This is a genomic window from Paenibacillus sp. (assembly GCF_048976745.1).
GTDB lineage: Bacteria > Bacillota > Bacilli > Paenibacillales > Paenibacillaceae > Paenibacillus.
Map to the genome: position 1 here is coordinate 354083 of NZ_JBHGUU010000006.1, position 18378 is coordinate 372460.

At 47.3% G+C, this 18378-nt stretch carries 14 protein-coding genes; 7 read left to right on the top strand and 7 right to left on the bottom strand.

What is annotated here, in order from left to right:
- Positions 1-29: 29 nt before the first annotated feature.
- From ACE3K2_RS08540 to ACE3K2_RS08570, 7 genes are all read right to left on the bottom strand, one after another.
- Positions 30-1355, bottom strand: a complete 1326-nt coding sequence (locus tag ACE3K2_RS08540; protein ID WP_421888897.1) for a hypothetical protein — start codon at positions 1353-1355, stop codon at positions 30-32.
- Between the two features lies 1 nt (position 1356).
- Positions 1357-2055 carry a response regulator transcription factor gene (locus ACE3K2_RS08545; protein ID WP_421888899.1) on the bottom strand — a complete coding sequence of 233 codons (699 nt, stop codon included), beginning with the start codon at positions 2053-2055 and terminating at the stop codon, positions 1357-1359.
- A gap of 39 nt (positions 2056-2094) precedes the next feature.
- Positions 2095-2859: a sensor histidine kinase gene (locus tag ACE3K2_RS08550; protein WP_421888900.1), complete on the bottom strand. Its 765-nt coding sequence runs from the start codon at positions 2857-2859 to the stop codon at positions 2095-2097.
- A 189-nt stretch (positions 2860-3048) separates the two neighbouring features.
- Positions 3049-4038, bottom strand: coding sequence for an ABC transporter ATP-binding protein (locus ACE3K2_RS08555; protein WP_421891091.1), 990 nt, complete (start codon positions 4036-4038; stop codon positions 3049-3051).
- A gap of 38 nt (positions 4039-4076) precedes the next feature.
- A complete protein-coding gene (locus ACE3K2_RS08560) occupies positions 4077-5123 on the bottom strand; it encodes an ABC transporter ATP-binding protein (protein ID WP_421888902.1) in 1047 nt (348 codons plus the stop codon).
- 12 nt (positions 5124-5135) lie between these two features.
- Positions 5136-6056, bottom strand: a complete 921-nt coding sequence (nikB, locus tag ACE3K2_RS08565) for a nickel ABC transporter permease (RefSeq protein ID WP_421888904.1) — start codon at positions 6054-6056, stop codon at positions 5136-5138.
- Between the two features lie 31 nt (positions 6057-6087).
- On the bottom strand, positions 6088-6975 hold the full coding sequence (locus ACE3K2_RS08570; RefSeq protein WP_421888906.1) for an ABC transporter permease: 888 nt from the start codon (positions 6973-6975) through the stop codon (positions 6088-6090).
- A 213-nt stretch (positions 6976-7188) separates the two neighbouring features.
- Between ACE3K2_RS08570 and ACE3K2_RS08575 the strand changes: the two genes are divergently transcribed.
- The 7 genes from ACE3K2_RS08575 (at position 7189) to ACE3K2_RS08605 (ending at position 18353) form a co-directional block, all read left to right on the top strand.
- On the top strand, positions 7189-8460 hold the full coding sequence (locus tag ACE3K2_RS08575) for an amidohydrolase (RefSeq protein WP_421891094.1): 1272 nt from the start codon (positions 7189-7191) through the stop codon (positions 8458-8460).
- A 58-nt stretch (positions 8461-8518) separates the two neighbouring features.
- Entirely contained in the window at positions 8519-9808 is a 1290-nt protein-coding gene (locus tag ACE3K2_RS08580) for an amidohydrolase (protein WP_421891097.1), read from the top strand.
- A 55-nt stretch (positions 9809-9863) separates the two neighbouring features.
- A complete protein-coding gene (locus ACE3K2_RS08585; protein ID WP_421888908.1) occupies positions 9864-11420 on the top strand; it encodes a glutathione ABC transporter substrate-binding protein in 1557 nt (518 codons plus the stop codon).
- Positions 11421-11440: 20 nt separating this feature from the next.
- Positions 11441-12742: an amidohydrolase family protein gene (locus ACE3K2_RS08590; RefSeq protein ID WP_421888910.1), complete on the top strand. Its 1302-nt coding sequence runs from the start codon at positions 11441-11443 to the stop codon at positions 12740-12742.
- A complete protein-coding gene (locus ACE3K2_RS08595; protein WP_421888912.1) occupies positions 12723-13880 on the top strand; it encodes an amidohydrolase family protein in 1158 nt (385 codons plus the stop codon). The genes ACE3K2_RS08590 and ACE3K2_RS08595 overlap by 20 nt, the downstream gene beginning before the upstream one ends.
- A 149-nt stretch (positions 13881-14029) precedes the next feature.
- Complete coding sequence (locus ACE3K2_RS08600) at positions 14030-16300, top strand: putative PEP-binding protein (RefSeq protein ID WP_421888914.1); 2271 nt, start codon at positions 14030-14032, stop codon at positions 16298-16300.
- A 115-nt stretch (positions 16301-16415) separates the two neighbouring features.
- The gene (locus ACE3K2_RS08605; RefSeq protein WP_421888916.1) at positions 16416-18353 is read left to right on the top strand and encodes an LTA synthase family protein; all 1938 of its coding nucleotides are present in this window, start codon (positions 16416-16418) and stop codon (positions 18351-18353) included.
- Positions 18354-18378 lie beyond the last annotated feature (25 nt).

Consider the following 18378-nt stretch of genomic DNA (forward strand, 5'->3'; position numbering starts at 1 on the left):
GGGGCTTCTTTTTTGTTCAATACGATGAATTAGAGATCTAAATCCATTGACATGTGTTGATTATGGCGACGAAGACCTAGCGTAACGAGTAGATAAATACAGGTTAGTACAGCCGATACGGTACTGCTGATCCAGATTCGTTCAAGCCCGGAAAAAGAGGAAAACAGCTGCAGCAAAAATTGAGCGATCCATCCCCCCAGTGTGATAAGGGGAAGTGTAATGCCGTGTGTACGCTTGTGAATTAAACTCAGGAGCAGCATGGGACCAAGCATGCATCCATGCAATGATCCGAACAAATACAGGATTTGAATTGGCGTCATCGATACGGATAACGAAATGATGGTCGCTACAAACATGGCCACCCAAATGAAAATGTTCCGGGTACGTTTTTCACCAGAGTTGGCAAGGCTGAATTGTTCCATACATAATTTCAGAACGGCTTGAAACCGGCTCATATAGGACACCGTGAACATCAGGATAAGACATATAATCAACATAGCAAACAAAACGGGTGAATGGGTAATGGACAATAGCGGATAGATCAGAGACGGTATATTGGCAAGTCCACCAGAATGAATGGAGACCATCACAAGCAGTAAAAAAGCCATCAGCACCGTCGCATACATCATGCCTGACATCATATATGCGGGCACAATTTTGGAGCGTTCGATGTGGAATAGACGCTGCCAAGTAGCCGGATCAGCGATAACCTGTCCCATACCAACCAGTACACCCGTTGCGATAAAAAGCAGGGCAGAATGGTTGTCGATCACAAGCATATAAGGATGATAGAGGCGAATTCCAGAGTAAACCGGGTCAACACCTTGCCGGATAAAATAAAACAAAGGAAACATGATGGCAACGCTGAAAGTCAGAATAACTTGGGGAATAGCCAATGCATAGAGTGTCTGTAGCCCAATAAAACCTGCAAGCAAAGAGCAGATGACGATAAATGCCGTTCGCCCAGCAACTTCGGGAAGACCGAATAATTGATGGAAGAAAAATCCGGATACCATTCCTTGCAGGAGCACCGTTTCCAGAAGCAGTATCGCAAACAATCCTGTCATCAAACGAGCACCTGAAGGTGTCAGTTTGGCTGTCAGCCATTGATTCAGTGTTACTGCTTCACCGGAGTGCCTTCTTACATATTTGCCCAGCCATCCAAATAACATCAGCGCGAGGGCTGTTGCAAGTGAATACCCCAAAGTGCCGTACAAGCCATAACGCATCAATGCTTCAGGTGAATCTACAATGTTAAGCCCGGTGAGCCATCGCCCAAGCAGCGCAATGGCTCCAAGTCCAATCCCCAGTTTGACAGGTGCCACCAAATTGTCGCGGAAATGATTGTAACGCATCTTAACTCCTCTTCTCACGGAACTTTTTGGGTGGCATCCCCACATGTTTGTGGAATTGTGTGCAGAAGTAGTGCTGGCTGTTAAAGCCACATCGCTCAGCAACGTCAGCGATATTCAAATCTGAATGACGGTGAAGAAGTTGTTTGGCATACTCCATTCGTAATTGATTGAGATATTCAGAGAACGAGATGCCTACTTCTTCATGGAAGAGTCGGCTCAGATAGGTTGGATTCATGTGAACAGCTGAGGCGAGACCGGAGAGATTGATTTTTCCCGAAAACTTTTTTTGCATAATCTGGAGTGCTTCCTGAATGACTTTGGACTGCACGGCTGGTGAGTCATTATGATCAAACTCATGTAATACTTCGAGCAATTCCTGTTCTATAACGGGTTTGGTGATGTAATCCATAACTTTCAGCTTGATCGATTGACGAGCGTATTGAAAGTTGTGGTGTGCAGAGATCATAATAATATGAATTTCGGGGTGAAGACGGCGCAGGTCCTCGGCAACGAGCAGACCGGATTTGCCAGGGAGATTGATATCTAGCAGGGCGAGTTGAATCTGTACTTCTTGTCCAATCGATGTGGCTTGTGTTCCATCGGCAGCTTTGTAGAGACGCCAGAAAGGAAATTGAGGCTGAATTAGAAATTCCAGCTGCTCCAGTTCCAGAGGCTCGTCATCAACCAGCAATACATTCATGATGAAGTCCCCCTATTCGTGATGGATCGTTCTCCGTAATTAATGAGCTTTTAATATCTCTTCTTGGGTATAGGGCCAACTGACCTCAACGACAGCTCCTCCTTGGTGTCCCGCTGTTAAGCGGAGAGAACTCTCCTCACCAAAAAAGATATGCAGTCGCTTTCTGATATTTTCCAGCCCATGTCCTTGAATCACTTCATCTGAGGATGTTGGTGATAGACCCACACCGTTATCGATAACGGTAAGTAACACTTGCTTTTGATTTCGAAGACAACAAATGGTTAACTCGACAGGGCCCATTTTGGGTTCAAGTCCATGTTTGAACGCATTTTCTACAATCGTTTGAAGCACAAAGGGAGGGATGAAAGCATCAAGCACATTCTCATCGTAATCCGTGACAAGTCGCAAGCGTTCACCAAACCGTAGATGCTGGATCTCCAGATAATGACCGGTATAACGAATTTCCTCTTCCAGACGAATCATGGGCTCATCGGTATTGTACTTGAATTTGAGGAATTTGGAGAAAACCTCAAGCGCACCAACAACCTGTTCTGTACGACGTAGTCTGGCCAAACTGAGAATAACGTTGAGGGTGTTAAACATAAAGTGAGGTTGAATCTGTTGACTAAGCTGTACATACAGTGATTTTTGGAACTCTTTCTCCAGCTCGATCTGCTTTGTTTGCATCCGAAGCAAGTCCAGCTGTTTCTCGAAAAAAAACAAAATCAATAGAGCAATCGCCCCCACAATGGGAGCGATTATGAAGATTAGGACGATGAGAGTAAATTGATCAAGGTTAATCATGATGGTCCTCCATGCTAAATGCTATGCTAACATTGGGTGTCTATTGAATACGATAGAGCCATCCGTAAATCATAAATTATAAAAATATGAAGTTGAATGAGAAATGTATTGTCATATTAATGTATTTTGGTAAGTGATTCAATAGAAGGAAAGCAATTTGTAAATGGTGCCCAAAAAGGATGCATGATTTTAGGAAATCAGATGGCAGGCAGCCTGATGTCCCTCATGAATGGTGCGTAGTTCGGGAACTTCAGAGGAGCAGCGATCAACTGCATATGGACAACGTGTATGAAACCGGCATCCACTAGGTGGATGAATGGGAGAAGGGATATCACCGGTTAACTGAACACGTTCTTTGGGCTGATTACGTTTTGTTGATGGAATGGAACTTAGCAGAGCGCGTGTATACGGATGTTGCGGATGATCAAACAGTGATTTTTTATCAGCGATCTCAACGATTGTGCCCAGGTACATCACGATTACACGATCAGAGATGTGACGGACCACACCAAGATCATGGGAAATAAACAGGTAGGTCAGTTGATGCTGTTTCTGAAGTTTTTTGAGCAAATTAATAATCTGAGCCTGAATGGATACATCCAGAGCAGAGACGGCTTCGTCACAGATAATTAATCGGGGCTCCAGGGCAAGTGCTCGAGCGATACCAATCCGTTGGCGCTGCCCACCGCTAAATTCATGAGGCAAACGATCGACATGCTCCGGACGCAAACCAACATTGTCCATCAGTTCACGGATACGTTCATCCTGTTTGCTGCGAGGAACCACTTTCTGTATCTCCAGAGCTTCCTTCAAAATCTGCCGTACGGTCTGGCGTGGGTTTAAAGAGGCGAATGGATCTTGGAAAATAATCTGCATATCCTTGCGCATTCGTTTTAACTCAGCTTTATTTAACTCTAAAATGTTTTTGCCCTGAAAATAAATCTCTCCACTCGTTGGATCATCGAGTCGCAGGATGGAACGTCCCGTTGTTGATTTGCCACAACCTGACTCCCCTACAATACTGAGCGTTTCACCTGCATGAATTTGAAAGCTGATGTCATCCACAGCTTTGACATGGTGAACCACTCTGCCAAGCAGGCCTCCTCGAATCGGAAAGTATTGTTTCAAATGCCTGATATCAGCAAGGACATCAGAACTCGGAAGTGCCGCAGATTTCATGTCTGTTGCGGACAATGGGGGGGTTACATGGATGCTTGTCATATTACTCTGCTCCCTTCCTGATTCGAGATGTGCGGTTGGCCGCTTACATCACAGTCATTCCATTTATCGTCATACATCCAACATCGTACCGATTCTTCATCGGAAATATTCAATAGCTCAGGCTGAGCCATGGAACAGATATCTTTGCGGAAAGCACATCTTGGGGCGAATCGGCAACCTGAAGGCAGATCATAAGGACTCGGAACAGTTCCCGGGATGGCTAACAACTCGTCCTGGTCCTCATCGATCCTTGGCAGTGACTGAAGCAGGCCCTGGGTGTATGGATGTCTGGGGTTATCAAATATGGAATCCACAGAGGCGTATTCAACAATCTGTCCTGCATATAGAACCGCTACGCGGTCACAGGTTTCTGCAACAACACCCAAATCATGTGTGATCAGGATGATGGACATGCCCATACGCTGCTGGAGTTGCTTCATGAGATCAAGAATTTGAGATTGTACGGTTACATCGAGCGCTGTCGTGGGTTCGTCTGCGATTAACAGATCAGGTTGACAAGCCATAGCCATTGCAATCATGACACGTTGACGCATGCCGCCACTAAGCCGGAAGGGTTCCTGATGCGCGCGTTCTTCAGGGGAAGGGATTCCTACCATGCGCAACAGTTCAACGGCCTTTGCCCAAGCTTCCTTCCGTCCCAGGTTCTCATGCAGCCTGAACACCTCAGCAACCTGTTCACCGACTGTATAAACAGGATTCAGCGAGGTCATTGGCTCTTGAAAAATCATGGATATCTCTTTGCCACGAATACGTCGCATCTGTTCTTCAGACTTGGACAAAAGATCCTCATTCTTGAACAAAATCTGACCTCCGACCGTTTTTCCTGGACGACTTAGAAGCTGCATGATGGAGAGAGAGGTCATGCTTTTTCCACAACCGGACTCTCCAACGAGACCTAATGTTTCTCCGCGATATACACTGAAATCAATGCCATCCACAGCTTTGCTAATTCCTTCGTCGGTAAAAAAATATGTTTGCAGCCCTTGTACTTCCAGCAACTTCTCCTGCGTGATCCTAACCATGCAATTTCCTCCTTAATCCATCTCAATTCTTTTGTTGAAGTAACGGTATAACAGATCCACACCCAGATTTACAAATACAAAAATGACAGAAGCAACAAGTACGCCGCCTTGAACGACAGGGAGGTCCCTCATACGAATGGCATCAACGATCAATCGCCCCAGACCATTGATGGCAAATACGGATTCAACCAGAACCGTCCCACCAAGCAGTGTTCCAAATTGTAATCCGATGACCGTGATTACGGGAATAAGCGCGTTTTTGAGGGCGTGTTTGTACACAATGAGTCTATTTTTTAGACCCTTTGCCCGTGCGGTACGGATGTAGTCCTGATGAATGACATCCAGCATACTGGAACGGGTCATGCGGGCAACGATGGCGGCTCCCGAAGCACCAAGCGTAATAGCAGGTAAGATGACGTGTTCCAGGCTTCCCCAGCCGGTAACGGGCAAGAGATGAAATTTGACGGAGAAAAAGGAGATTAACATCATGCCCAGCCAGAAGCTGGGGAGTGAGATGCCCAGCAGGGCAACCAGCATGATCAGACGATCCGCTGTACTATGCTGACGGGTGGCGGAGACAATTCCCGCTATCATCCCGAGTACAATCGTGATGATAATACTGGCCAGTGCCAATTGAATGGTGGTGGGCAAGCGAAGCATGATTTCATCCATTACCGGATGGTCTGAGCGATACGAGGTTCCCAGATCTCCGCGAAACACATCGAGTACATACTGGATGTATTGCAGCGGAAGAGGTCGATCCAGTCCCAGATCATGGCGGATCGCTTGTACCGTTTCTTCAGATGCCCCGTCTCCAGCGATGAGAACAGCAGGGTCTCCCGGGACCATCTGCATAATGAGAAAGACAACCAGAATGACGCCAAATATAACGGGAACGGTCTGAATGAGGCGTCGCACAATGTAAGTCAGCATATAGGATGTTCTCTTCCTTTCATGAGCAAAGTTATTTTAGTTTGGGGTCAAGTGCATCCCGAAGACCATCACCAAACAGATTGAAGCCAATCACAAGGGTGGAGATGGCGAGACCCGGGAAAAGAGCCAAATATGGAGCACTGAACATGTAATCACGTCCACTGCTTAACAAGGCTCCCCATTCTGCGGAAGGAGGCTGAGCACCCAGACCCAGAAAGGAAAGACCTGCTGCGGACAGAATGGCAGTTGCGAGGCGCAACGTAATCTGCACGATAATAGGTGACATAATATTGGGCAATATGTGCATGAGAATGATTCGCAGATCACTTCCGCCCAGCGTGCGTATGGAATCAATGTATTCGAGCTTACGGACGGTCAGTGTTGAGCCTCGTACAATTCGTGCGAACATGGGAATGGAGAAGACACCAACAGCGATCATGACATTAATTAGGCTTGCTCCCAGTGCACTGACGATCGCCAAAGCGAGCAAAATACCCGGGAAGGCCAAAAGGATATCCATGATTCTCATAATAATGGCATCCATCCAGCCACCGTAATAACCAGCTATCAGTCCCAGAAGCACGCCAAAGATTGCACCAATACTTACAGCAGCAACACCGATTAATAGGGATAGACGTGTTCCGTAAATTATGCGGCTAAGCAGGTCGCGACCTTTATCATCCGTACCCATCCAATGATCCCAGGAGGGGAGAAGTAATTTGTCAGGCAGATGAATGTTATAAGGATCGTATGGAGCAATCCATGGGGCAAAAAGAGCAACAATAATATAGAAGAGAACAATGAGGCCTCCGGCAGAGGCTAGTTTGTTTGCTGCCATACGGGTAAGGAACTTATGCAGTTGGCCAGGTCTTATTACCGTGTGTGGAGCAGAAGCAGGTGTAATCGCAGATTGATTCATATGAGCCTCCCTTATTGCTTGATATGTTAATTAAACTAACACAAAATAGTGAAAGATAAAGGAATTTTACACATGAAGTAAAAATAACGAAAATTTAAGTAAAGATCATGTAAATAAACTTAACAATTAATCGCTAGAATGAAATTCAAGGCAGGATTGACAGCCTCCAACTCAAAAAAGAAGTGAAGAAGGGGGAGATGCGAATTGGACTACATGAATTCAACAGACTACTGGCTGCTTAATGTTCAGATTGAACGCCGCTATGTCTATGACGGGGATGCTGTACGGGGTACGGAAACAGAACTAAGTCATGTACAGATTAGAGAAGGGGTGATTGTGCAAGTCATTGCGGCTGACAGGATGAATTCGGTCAACATGGACGGAGAACAGATTCTGGCGGAGCCTGCGTATGATGGCAGAGGAATGTTGATGTTACCTTCATTTACCGAGAAGCATGTTCATCTGGATAAAACGTTGCTGGGAGAACCGTGGCAAGCGGTTATACCCGCCAGCGGGGTGGCCGGCAGATGTGAAATCGAAAAAAGACTTCTTCCGCAGCTTGTCACACCGCCGTTGCAAAGGGCTGAACTTCTGCTTCAACGTCTGATTGAAGCAGGTTCTACTCATATACGGACCCATATCGATGTGTATCCTGAAGCAGGAACGAAACAACTGGAACCCGTATTGAACTTGTTCCATTCTTATCGTCATCAGATTACACATGAGGTTGTGGCGTTCCCCCAGCATGGTTTATTGCGCTCGGGCAGTAAGGCATTGGTTCGTGAAGCGCTCAAGCAAGGGGCTCAGCTGGTCGGCGGGGTTGATCCTGCAACAATGGATACGGATCTGGAGGCAAGTTTGCAGCTGATGGTGGAGCTTGCAGTTGAAGCGGGTGCCGGTATTGACCTGCATCTCCATGATCCGGATTATTTGGGCACCTATACAATGAAGAGATTGGCAAGGTTGGCTGTGGAGGCAGGACTACAGGGCAACGTATCGATCAGTCATGCATTTGCGCTTGGTGAAGTCAGTGAGGCAGAAGCACGATCTACAGCAGATTTGCTGGCCGAGGCGGGAATAACCATCATAACCAGTGCACCTCATGGTCGAACACTGCCACCTGTGCCTCTGCTGTGGAAGCATGGAGTGAACGTGGAAGCAGGGTGTGACAACATTTATGATACGTGGCAACCCTTCGGAAACGGGGATATTCTTGAACGTGCTTCGAGACTCGCAGAACGTTTTGCCTGGATCGATGAACGTTCGTTAGCCCAGTCGCTGAGACTGATCACGGGAGGCAGAGAGACACTGGATGCTCAAGGTGAACGGGTGTGGCCTGTTTCTGGTGATTCGGCAGATTTGGTATTGGTCGATGCAAGCTGTGCAGCGGAAGCTGTAGCCCGCAGAGCACCAAGAAAAGCAGTTTTCTCCAAAGGACATCTCATCTGGGATGATCAGACGGGACACCGAATGGTGCATGAGTAAGCCTGTCTGACAAATCTGTGGAAGTTCATTGGATTCGAATCATGTGACGAAGAAGGGGATGAGGGGCATTATACAGCATCAGCATACACCGTATTGGTTACGTAATGTGCGTTTGGAACAAGGGTATCGTTATGAGAATGATCATATAACCGGGACCATAAGTGAATTGTATGATCTATGGATCGAACATGGAAAAATCATGCGAATCGTTAAAACGGAAGATCGTAATATTTCAGATCCGTTAACAGTTACTACAGAATTGATGAATGAAGGAAAAGCGGAGCTGGACATGCCAAACTCAGATCGGGATGCGGGAGGGATGCTGCTTTTACCCGGCTTCCGCGAAATGCATATTCACATTGATAAAACATATTACGGTGGACCTTGGATCGCGCCGACGCCACCTGAAGGAATTTTCAAAAGAATTGAAGAGGAGCGTGAACTGTTGCCACGGCAATTGCCGCATGCGCAGGAAAGGGCTGTGAAAGTATTGTCTCTTCTTCAATCCAGCGGGGTCACGCATGTGCAAACCCACTGCAATATTGATCCTCAGATTGGGCTTGCCAACCTTGAAGCAACCGTGTCAGCTGCGGCTCAGTTTAGCGAGAGTCTCACGTGTGAGATCGTGGCGTTTCCACAACATGGTCTTCTACGCAGTGGCGTCGTTGCAGAAATGAAAGAGGCACTGCGACGCGGTGCGCGCTGGGTAGGCGGGGTGGACCCGGCAACGGTGGATAATGATATTGAAAAATCTCTCTTTACCATCATGGATCTGGCGGTGGAAGCCAATGCAGGAGTGGATATTCACATTCATGATCCGGGTCATTTGGGCACATTTACGATGAATCGTCTTGCGGCGATGACGGAGCAGGCCGGTTGGCAGGGGCGAGTGAATGTGAGCCATGCACTGGGTTTTGCAGACATTACAGAAGCGACGCAGGTGCAACTGGCCGAACGGTTTGCGGAACTGGATATCTCGATAACCTCGACTGTACCGCTTAACCGCTGGATGCCCTATTCTCTTCTGAAGAAATACGGAGTTCGAGTTGAATTGGGTGAAGATACCATCACGGATCACTGGGGACCTTTCGGCCGTGGGGACATATTGGAACGAGCCGGACGGTTGGCCGAGCGTGAGCGGTGGAGTTCAGAACGGGGATTAGCCGAGACACTGGCATATATTACAGGGGGGATCACCCCGTTAGATGAGCGAGGTAAAGTTCAATGGCCTCTCATTGGTGATCCAGCGACAGCGGTTCTTGTGCAGGCTTCCTGCTCGGCTGAAGCAATTGCAAGGCGTTCAACGCGAGGTGCATTCATATACCAGGGGAATCTTGTCAACGGGTAACAATCAGAAATATTACATCATTTAATTCAATTCATAACGGAAGTAGGAGATTTATATGAAAAAAAGAGGGTTTGTCGGAAGCATGCTGGCATTATCCATGACACTTGTAATCAGTGCCTGTTCATCGGGAGAAACATCTACTGCAGGTGGTGGAGCGGTCTCTCCGGGAGAACGTCAATCGGGCGGTACACTGGTCATAGCGAGACAGAGTGATGCAAATAATCTGGACCCTCAGTACAGTTCCCAGATTAATTCCATGGCAGTATACCATCATAAAATAACAGAAGGTCTTGTCTTAATGGACAAGAACAGCAAGTACCAACCATTGTTGGCTACGGAATGGACGCAACGGAATGATACAACATGGGAGTTCAAATTGCGTGAAGGAGTGTCTTTCCATGATGGGACACCTTTTAATGCAGAGGCTGTGCAAAAAACGTTTGAACGTATTCCGACCACACCCAAAGCAGGCATGTTCTCCATGATCAAGGAAGTGAAGGCGGTGGACGAGCATACGATTCAGTTCATCCTGAATTATCCTTACGCTCCAATCATGTCACTTCTTGCCAGTGCGGAAGGAAATATACTTAGCCCGACTTCCATAGAATCGGCGGGAACAGATATGGTGAAGGAACCTGTTGGAACAGGACCGTTTGTATTTGAATCATGGACACCAGGAGACAAAATTGTACTTGCTAAAAATGAAAATTATTGGGGTGACAAACCAAACATCGATAAAGTGGAGTTCAAAACTGTCCCGGAAGATACAACCCGCTTGGCGATGGTTGAGACAGGAGAGGCTCAGGTAGCAGAGCAGGTTCCCTCCACGGAGATTGCACGGATTGAAGCATCTTCAACCATGAAACTGGGGCGTTACGAGGCTTTTTCTACGGACCATATAGGATTTAATACAAGCAAAGAGCCATTTAACAACCCGTTGGTTCGTCAGGCTGTAGCATATGCGGTGGACAAGGAATCTATCGTCAGCGGCGTGTACAACAATATTGGCAAGGTAACGGACTCCACACTTGGAACCACGATGATCGGATACAGTTCCAATGTGAAGGGATACAGTTATGATCTGAACAAAGCAAAGTCCTTGCTTGCAGAGGCTGGGTATCCGGAGGGGTTCTCGGCCACGTTATATACCAGTGATAACAAAACAAGAGTGAACGTAGCAGAGGTGTTACAGTCTCAGTTGAAAGGTATCGGAATTAACCTTGAGGTGAAAGTACTGGAGTTTGGAGCTTACATTGATGCAGCAGCCAAAGGGGAAACCGAAATGTTCCTGAGTGGATGGGGAAATGCAACAGGCGATGCCGATTATAATCAGTTTAACCTGTTTCACAGCACCTCCAAAGGAGTTCCTGGTAATCATTCCTTCTATAATAATCCGGAAGTGGATCAATTGATTGAGGATGCCCGGAAAGAAACGGACCCCGATAAACGCACAGCCATTTATGAAAAAGCCATTCAACTTGAGTTGAACGATGTTCCCATTCTACCCTTCCGTAATGGCGAGAATCTGGCAGCCCTCTCCAAGGATGTGGATGGGGTATGGATTAGTCCATCCGGTTTTGTTGAGATCAATAATGCAAGCTTTTTGAAATAACGGACGGAGGAGTGGTCAACATGATCCGCCAACTCATTCAAAATTGCCGGATTCCCGGGAATTATGGACTACATGATATCGTATTACATGGTACAACCATTGAACAGATCCTGCCGTCATCGGACGGCGGGTGTTCATCCATGAGTGACATGACAGGCATGATCCATAGAGAACTTGAAGAAGATCAGAGGCGGTATGGATTTATATTTGATGCTAAGGGTGGTCTGGTACTGCCAGGATTAATCGAGCCCCACATCCATCTGGAAAAGGCACTTTTGCTTGATCGCATGCCTGGAGATGCTGCCTCGTTGCAGGAAGCGATCTCGATGACAGCTGCACTTAAGGCGGGGTTCACGGAGTCCGATATGATCCAAAGATCCATACAAGTCATCCAAAAACTGTCCAGTTACGGTGTAACCAGACTTCGTTGTCATGTTGAAGTGGACCCCATGCTGGGACTACGGGCTATGAACAGTGCGTTGTCTGTGAAAGAGAAAATGAAGGATATGATGGAGATCCAGATTGTGGTCTTTCCGCAAGAGGGGATCTTTAGTGCTCCAGGTACTGCAGATCTTATGGAAGAGGCAGTACGGATGGGAGCCGACGTAATTGGTGGAATTACTTATGTTGATCCTGAACTGGATGATCATCTGAATTTTGCGTTTGAACTGGCTGCGCGGTACAATCGCCCCGTTGATTTTCATGCAGATTTCTCACTAAATCCTGATGATGAAGCTATACTTCACATAGCGAATAAGACCTTGGATTATGGGTTTCAGGGCAGAGTTTCGGCTGGTCATATAACTTCGCTTGCGGCTATGCCACGGGAAAAGGTGAAGTTATGCGCCAGAAAGATTGTAGAAGCGGATATCCATCTCATGACCCTTCCTGCAACAGATCTGTACCTGAATGGCCGAGCGGATAACGATAACACCCGCAGAGGCATAACGCCGGTTGGTTTGTTGCGGGAGGAGGGGGTGAACGTGATTTACGGCGCCAACAATATTCAAAATGCCTTTACACCTTTTGGCAATGGTAATCCGTTTGATATCGCTTGGTTGCTTGCCCATACGGCTTACATGGGGAGTGAAGCGGATGCCAATACATTGGTGGAGATGGCAACACTGGGTGCAGCACGGGCACTCGGAATAGAAAATTACGGTCTCCGATCTGGAGCACAAGCCGATCTGGTCATATTTCCAGTGCAATCCAGGCGTGAACTGATTATTGAACGACCGCGACCTGTTGGTGTATGGAAGAATGGTCGCTTTCTGACTACAAAAGTGGAGGATGGAAAATGTCATGAAATTAGTTATCGATAATGTACTTTTGCCAACGGGAACACACACGCTAGTTATTGAAGAGGGGAAGATTACACAGGTCGTGGCGGAATCCACGGATCAGGATCAAATCACACAGGCTCTCCACAGCGATGCCGATTCATGGAACGCTGCCGGTCTTGTGTACCTTCCCACACTTGCAGATATGCATTGTCATCTGGATAAACATCATATCGGTGAACGCTGGATTCCCCTGGAGCCGTTCCAGACACTGGAATCACATCTTGCTTATGAGAAAAAACTGCTGGGTGGATTGACTCAAACGGTAGGAGAACGGGCGAAAGTTCTTGCTGAACAAATGATAGATTACGGTACAACGCGCATTCGTACACATGTTGATGTGGATCCTGAGGTGGGTCTCCGAAATCTGGAGGCCATACTGCGCGTGCGAGATGAGCTGTATCATTACATGGACATTGAGATTGTAGTATTTCCTCAGCAAGGGCTCATTCGTTCATCTTCTGAACAGATTGTGAAGGAGGCGCTGGCATTGGGGGCCGATCTGGTTGGTGGTGTCGACCCGGCAGGTCTGGATGGGGATATGGAACGCAGTTTACAGATGATGTTTGATATCGCTACAGCTGCAGATAAGGGGATTGATCTTCATCTTCATGATGGAGGTGAAACCGGTTTAGTCACCTTACGACGATTTGCTGAATTGACAATGGAGGCAGGACTTCAGCATCGAACAGCGGTTAGCCATGCCTATTGCTTGGGGGAGCAAACGGAATCCGACGCACAGCCAACCCTTGATGTGTTAAAACAAGCCGGAGTCACACTTGTATCTAGTGTACCTATGGATCGTCCAATGCCTCGAGGAAGCCAGATTCTCGATACAGGCGTTAACTTTATGCTTGGTTCCGATAACATCCGTGATGCCTGGTCACCGTTTGGCAACGGCGACATGTTGCAGCGAGCTTCCCGAATGGCTGAACGTGAAAATTGGGTCAGTGATGACAAGTTGTTAGGCACCTATGCGTGGGTGAGTAATGGCAAGTTAACCCCAAGCGTTGGTGATCCGGCTGACTTCATGTTAGTACGGGCATTGAACGCCCAACACGCTCTAGCTTCTGTACCCGCGCGTGCGGCGGTTTTCAAAAAGGGCAAACGTATACGTTAAGATAGAAAATACGTTTTACATTCCGAACACAAATGTCGAAGCAAATGTCCTTGACTGCCTCATTGCAACATACCATTAACTAAAGGGCAATTCGAACGGTTGGGTTGCCTTTGAAGTATAGCCATGTAATGGCAGATGGGAGCGCTGTAATGACGAAACGGGTAGTTCTCTTGGAAGAAGGTACGGCAGAGATGAAAGGGCTGATGGGTAGTAAAGGGGCTGGACTTGCAGTGTTGCTTCAGGCAGGTTGGCCCGTTCCGGCCGGGTTCATTGTAACAAGGGAAGGCTGTCGCGCGTTCTGTACCCGTCTTGGGCATCTTTCCACAGAAGAAGTTCAAGAGATTGGCAGCGCAGTTCGGCATTTGGAAGGGCAAACAGGAAAATTCTTCGGCGATTCTGTAGCACCGCTGCTGCTTGCCGTGAGGTCAAGTGAAGCGAATTCCCACGATATGGAATCCCCTGCTTTGCTTCATGTGGGACTGAATGATGTGACGGTTGAGGGACTCGCCAGGCAAACCAATGATCGACAGTATGCGCTTAATTGTTATCGAATTTTATTACAGGATTATGGTCAGCTAGTACATGGCATCCCGTACACCCTATTTGAAGAGAAGCTGGGTGACCTTTCGTTCCTCGATGAAGCGAAACTGGAATTCGCCATCGCAGAATATAAGCAATTAATCGAAGATATAGGACTTCATCCTTTCCCTCAAGACGTCCAATTACAATTAAAAGAAGCCATTCGTGCGGTTTCTCATACACAACGTGCATCTCGACTCAACTCACAACAAGAACCTGGTCTCCAAACCACTCCACGCTCAGGGGATCATCAAGCTCCGGCTCTTATTCAGGTGATGGTTAATGGTGAGCAAGGTGAACGCAGCGGCAGCGGCACGGTATATTCCCGACATCCGGGAACGGGGGAAAGAGGCATGACAGGCGAGTACTCTGCATCTGCTGCTTCCCAAACTCAGGATGAAGGATTGGGTCAGTTGCGGAGAGAAGAACCTGAATTATATGATCTTCTATTGGAAGCCTGCAGCTATCTGGAGAATTATATGGGAGAAGTTCAAAAAATCCAATTCATTATTGATTCAGGGGAGTTGTATCTTCTGCTTATCAGTCCAGCGTGCTTAAGTGCTAAGGCGGCTTTGCGGTGTACTATTGATTTGGTGCATGAAGAGATAATCACCAAAGCGGATGCAATATTGCGTATTGAGCCGTGGCATGTGACGGAGATGTTGAAAGGGTTCTCAAGTGGTACACCGGAACTACAGCTTCTGCTCGAATGGTCGGATGAAATAAAGGAACTGACGATTCTGTCCAATATAGATCATCCACAGGATGCCGTGACAGCACGGCTACAGGGGGCCGAGGGAATTGGTTTGTGTCGTACAGAACATATGCTCATGTCTGCTTCAAGGCTTCCTTTTGTACAAAAAATGATTCTGGCAGACAGTGAATCCGAACGCAGGCGTGGGTTGGAGCGATTGTTACCGATGCAGCAGTTTGACTTTGAACAGATATTTGAAGCAATGGATGGATACCCGGTAACGATACGTTTGCTCGATTTGCCGTTGCATGAACTGCTACCGGATCTGGGAGTGTTGGAGAAACGACGTGAGTGGTTACAAGCAGAGGAGCCGCAGGAGAAAGAAGACTTTCAGATTGAACTGGAGGAACTGGAGCGTGTAATTCGCAGGGTCAGTGAATTGCATGAACATCATCCTACATTGGGGCAACAGGTTTGTCGTCTGAGTACGGTGTTCCCGGAAATCGTTGATATGCAGCTTGAAGCGATTTTCCGCGCAGCGGTGAAAGGCATTCGGCAAGGCTGGTGGGTACGTCCTGAGATTATGATCCCGCAGATCGGTCATGTGCATGAACTTCAGTTGTTAAGAGATTTGGTGGATCATGTGGCTGACCAAGTCCTGGGGGAGGAGAAGCGGCATTGTCTCTATAGAGTGGGGGCGATGATCGAAGCTCCGAGAGCGGCGCTGACGGCGGCTCACATTGCTCGCCAGGCAGACTTTTTCTCGTTTGGCACGGATGAACTGACAGAGATGATGTTTGGATATCGTCGCCATGAATCCGAGAAGCGGTTCATTCAACTGGATACGGACTCTCGTACGGTAACGAATAATCCATTTCATGTGCTGGACATTGAGGGAGTTGGGCAACTGATTGAGATGGCTGTAGTCCAAGGTCGAATTCGAAAACCTCATCTGAAAACAGGAATCTGCGGAGAGAATGTGGTTGATCTGGAGTCGATTACCTTCTGCCACCGGATTGGTCTGGATTTCGTAAGCTGTTTGCCTGCACAGATCCCTTATGCACGAATTGCTGCTGCACAAGCAGCCATTAAGGGACAGAGAGAGCGCGCGAACACTCAGAATGCAGATATATCCACAATTGCCTAACACTCACCCTGTCCTACACGGAACTTCCATGGAATAGCAACCAGAAAACTGTTATACTGAAATATGCGTTTTGTAAAATGAACGTAAAATTTCAGGGTAAGGGTTGAAAGCGACCATGTATAATTCCAAAAATGAACGAACTTCATCACGGACTTTATTCGCCGTGTTATTCATTCTTATGTTGCTGAAGCTGTCATTGTTGCGGTATTTCTTTTTCCAAGGTCTGTCCGGCATCGGTCTAATAACCGACGCATTAGGTGCATTAACGCTGGTATGTCTACTGGATCTGATCGTGCCCAAAGGCTGGAAGCGAGCCGTATACGGAGGATTCAATATTTTGTTTTCTCTACTTCTGTTTGCGGCAACGCTGTACAACGTTCATTTCAGTTCGGTACCAACATATACCGTGCTAAGTGAGTTGGGTCAGGTTGCGCAAGTGCGGGGCAGTATCGGACCACTGGTACGACCAGAGCACTTTCTGTTTTTTGCAGACATCGTATTGGCATTGCCAATATGGTTGATTATGCGCAGACGTTCCGGTGGACGTAACCGCAGCAGTTACCGCGATAGCGGGTTGACATTTGGCAGAATTCGCAGACGTTACTGGGGCAAGCTCGGCGTTGCGCTTACTGCGGCATTCTGCATCGTAATGTCTGGCAGTTTTATTGTCAAAGGTGAAACGATTGATAATGAGCTGGTTCGCGCCGAGAATCTCGGCTTCTTGAACTACCAGGTATCGTCGGCCATTATGACAAGCAAAGAGAATGAGGCCATTGCGAATGGTAACATTAACGAAACGATTGCCAAGATCAATGAGCTGGTTAGCCAGTATCCGTATCAGGATAAACCAAGTGACGGCACAGCCGTCAAAGCCAAATATTTTGGTCAGGCCAAAGGTAGCAATCTGATTGTTCTTCAACTGGAGTCCTTTCAGAATTTTCCGATTAATGCTTCATTGGACGGTCAGGAGTTAACACCGGTATTGAATGATCTGGCGAAAGAAAGCTATTACTTCTCTCATTTCTTCCAACAGATCGGACAGGGAAACACATCAGACGCCGAGTTCATGTCGAACACGTCTATCTATCCAACCGGAGTTGTTCCCATGTCGGCAGGGTATAGTGACCGTGAACTGCCGAGTCTTCCAAAGTTACTGGGCAAAGAGGGATATGAGTCCGAGACCTACCACGTCAATGACGTCACCTTCTGGAACCGGAACAAAATGTATCCGGCTCTCGGATTCACTCGTTACTTCGATAAGCCGAGCTTTGAGAATGACAAGTTTAATGATTTTGGACCATCCGATGAAGAGTTATACCGTGTAGGTGTGGAAAAAATGACTGCGCATCAGGCGGCAAACCAGCCATTCTATGCTCAGTTCATTACGGCTTCAAGCCACTCGCCGTTTACAATTCCCGCTGATCGTGCACGAATCACGATTCCTGCGACCATTACGAACAAATTGCTTCACGATTATCTGCAAGCGATCAACTATACAGATTACGCCATTGGTCAACTCATTAATGAGCTGAAAGCGAACGGATTATGGGATAACACAACCCTTGTGCTCTACGGAGACCACTTCGGTCTGCCTGCTGATGAAGAGATTACACAGCAGATTCAGGCCAATCTGGGCGTCCCTTATGATGGCAAGGTAAGTCGTTTCAACATCCCGTTAATGATCCACACGCCAAAACAGACCAAAGGACAAGTGATTGAGCAGCCTGGCGGTCAGCTGGATATGTTGCCAACAATCATGAACCTGATGGGTGTTTCGCTCCAGGATGAGAAATTCACTGCTTTCGGGCATGATCTGCTGAACATGGACCATAATGCCTTCGGCATTCGGTATTACTTGCCGACGGGTTCATTTGTCAACAATGACATCATGTTTATACCGGGTGCGGGCTTTGACGATGGAACAGCCTACTCACTCAAAACATATGAACCGGTAACGGATTTGGAACCTTATCGTCCCGATTATGAACATGTGCTCAGCCTAATGAAACTGTCTGACGAGTATGTGAAGTTGTTACCAAAACGTGCGCCATAACTCCATTTTTCTGCAATAGGTCAGA

Excerpts from the sequence above, each read along its gene's own strand:
- ACE3K2_RS08540 (WP_421888897.1), bottom strand. The coding sequence starts at position 1,355 with ATGCGTTACAATCATTTCCGCGACAATTTGGTGGCACCTGTCAAACTG.
- ACE3K2_RS08570 (WP_421888906.1), bottom strand. The coding sequence starts at position 6,975 with ATGAATCAATCTGCGATTACACCTGCTTCTGCTCCACACACGGTAATA.
- nikB (WP_421888904.1), bottom strand. The coding sequence starts at position 6,056 with ATGCTGACTTACATTGTGCGACGCCTCATTCAGACCGTTCCCGTTATA.
- ACE3K2_RS08595 (WP_421888912.1), top strand. The coding sequence starts at position 12,723 with ATGAAATTAGTTATCGATAATGTACTTTTGCCAACGGGAACACACACG.
- ACE3K2_RS08560 (WP_421888902.1), bottom strand. The coding sequence starts at position 5,123 with ATGGTTAGGATCACGCAGGAGAAGTTGCTGGAAGTACAAGGGCTGCAA.
- ACE3K2_RS08575 (WP_421891094.1), top strand. The coding sequence starts at position 7,189 with ATGAATTCAACAGACTACTGGCTGCTTAATGTTCAGATTGAACGCCGC.
- ACE3K2_RS08585 (WP_421888908.1), top strand. The coding sequence starts at position 9,864 with ATGAAAAAAAGAGGGTTTGTCGGAAGCATGCTGGCATTATCCATGACA.
- ACE3K2_RS08580 (WP_421891097.1), top strand. The coding sequence starts at position 8,519 with ATGAGGGGCATTATACAGCATCAGCATACACCGTATTGGTTACGTAAT.
- ACE3K2_RS08550 (WP_421888900.1), bottom strand. The coding sequence starts at position 2,859 with ATGATTAACCTTGATCAATTTACTCTCATCGTCCTAATCTTCATAATC.
- ACE3K2_RS08600 (WP_421888914.1), top strand. The coding sequence starts at position 14,030 with ATGACGAAACGGGTAGTTCTCTTGGAAGAAGGTACGGCAGAGATGAAA.
- ACE3K2_RS08555 (WP_421891091.1), bottom strand. The coding sequence starts at position 4,038 with ATGAAATCTGCGGCACTTCCGAGTTCTGATGTCCTTGCTGATATCAGG.
- ACE3K2_RS08590 (WP_421888910.1), top strand. The coding sequence starts at position 11,441 with ATGATCCGCCAACTCATTCAAAATTGCCGGATTCCCGGGAATTATGGA.
- ACE3K2_RS08605 (WP_421888916.1), top strand. The coding sequence starts at position 16,416 with ATGTATAATTCCAAAAATGAACGAACTTCATCACGGACTTTATTCGCC.
- ACE3K2_RS08545 (WP_421888899.1), bottom strand. The coding sequence starts at position 2,055 with ATGAATGTATTGCTGGTTGATGACGAGCCTCTGGAACTGGAGCAGCTG.